Here is a 1121-nt window from a genome sequence, read left to right on the forward strand (position 1 = left end):
CATAACCCCGGCAACAGTAAAAAAAGCAATTGCAGAAATACTAACCCGCCATGTTGAAGAAGCCGACAATGCTGCGGCAAGCACGGTAGAAGTTTTAAAGAAATCTTTTAATGTGCTGATTCCCGCCCAGCGCAAACAGTTGATTAAAGCCTTGGAGAGCGAGATGCTTGAACACGCAAAAAATCTTGAGTTTGAACAAGCTGCGTTGATTAGAGATGAAATTGCAAAAATTAAAGAAGTAGGGTAAAAATTATCAATATGAAAAATATTTTAGTTATCTGCTTATTTTTATTTTTTCAATATAGTAATGTTTATGGGCAAAAAATTACGGAATTCGTTTATAGTAATATTTATGGACAAAAAAGAATATTAAATTTACAGTGGAGAAATGAACATTCAGAAATTGAAGAAGCCCATATCCATGATCAAATAATAATCCAATTTGAAACAAGAAATATGTCTGATAATGAAAATATCGAGATTGAAATATGGGAAGAAACAGACGGCAAATTAACATATTTGATAGATACATTACAAGGAACTGTAAAAAATAACATTGTAAAAATATTTTGGGAAGTTGAACTTGATAAAGATGCCATGGATATAAATTATGCTGATGAAATTAAAAGTATCGGTTATACATATATAGATTATATATTTAAGATAAAAGATACTAATATACAAAGTAAACCATTGGCTATATTTTCTTTTGTTAATATTCAGGTAATTGATAAATTAAACAAGAAACCAATAAGAAATGCTGCATTTATTTTTATTTATCCTGATAATGAACGTATTCGAGTTATATCAGATGAAAATGGATATATACTAGTAAGAAATATAAGAAAATATGGCAAATGTTATTTATTTTTAGAAAAGAAAGATAAATAGCTGATGATATTATAGAAATATAAACGGTTTATTCGCTCAATCTTTTTTTTGCTAAATCGCAATATGATTTATCAATTTCTATCCCTACAAAAAATCTTTTGGGCAAACTGTTGCAGGCGACTCCTGTTGTTCCGCTTCCGCAAAATGGGTCGAGTACTATGGCGTTTTCGGTTGTCGATGCAAGTACAATGCGTTTTAAGAGGTCTAAAGGTTTTTGCGTCGGGTGTTTT

Annotated in this window: 3 protein-coding genes; 2 read left to right on the top strand and 1 reads right to left on the bottom strand. The window is 30.3% G+C overall.

The features are described from left to right. Together ACYVTD_RS13230 and ACYVTD_RS13235 are read left to right on the top strand one after the other, a co-directional pair. A partial coding sequence (locus ACYVTD_RS13230; protein WP_461248206.1) for a UvrB/UvrC motif-containing protein occupies window positions 1-247 on the top strand: 247 nt, incomplete at its 5' end. An 11-nt stretch (window positions 248-258) separates the two neighbouring features. Further along, window positions 259-891, top strand: coding sequence for a hypothetical protein (locus ACYVTD_RS13235; RefSeq protein WP_461248207.1), 633 nt, complete (start codon window positions 259-261; stop codon window positions 889-891). A gap of 28 nt (window positions 892-919) precedes the next feature. On the opposite strand, the gene ACYVTD_RS13240 is transcribed toward ACYVTD_RS13235, so the two are convergent. Further along, the coding region (locus tag ACYVTD_RS13240; protein WP_461248208.1) for a DNA-methyltransferase at window positions 920-1121 on the bottom strand (202 nt) is incomplete at its 5' end.

This window comes from Treponema sp. R6D11, from assembly GCF_054786075.1.

Bases quoted from the DNA above. Each gene is read 5' to 3' on its own strand.
- ACYVTD_RS13235 (WP_461248207.1), top strand. From the start codon at position 259: ATGAAAAATATTTTAGTTATCTGCTTATTTTTATTTTTTCAATATAGT.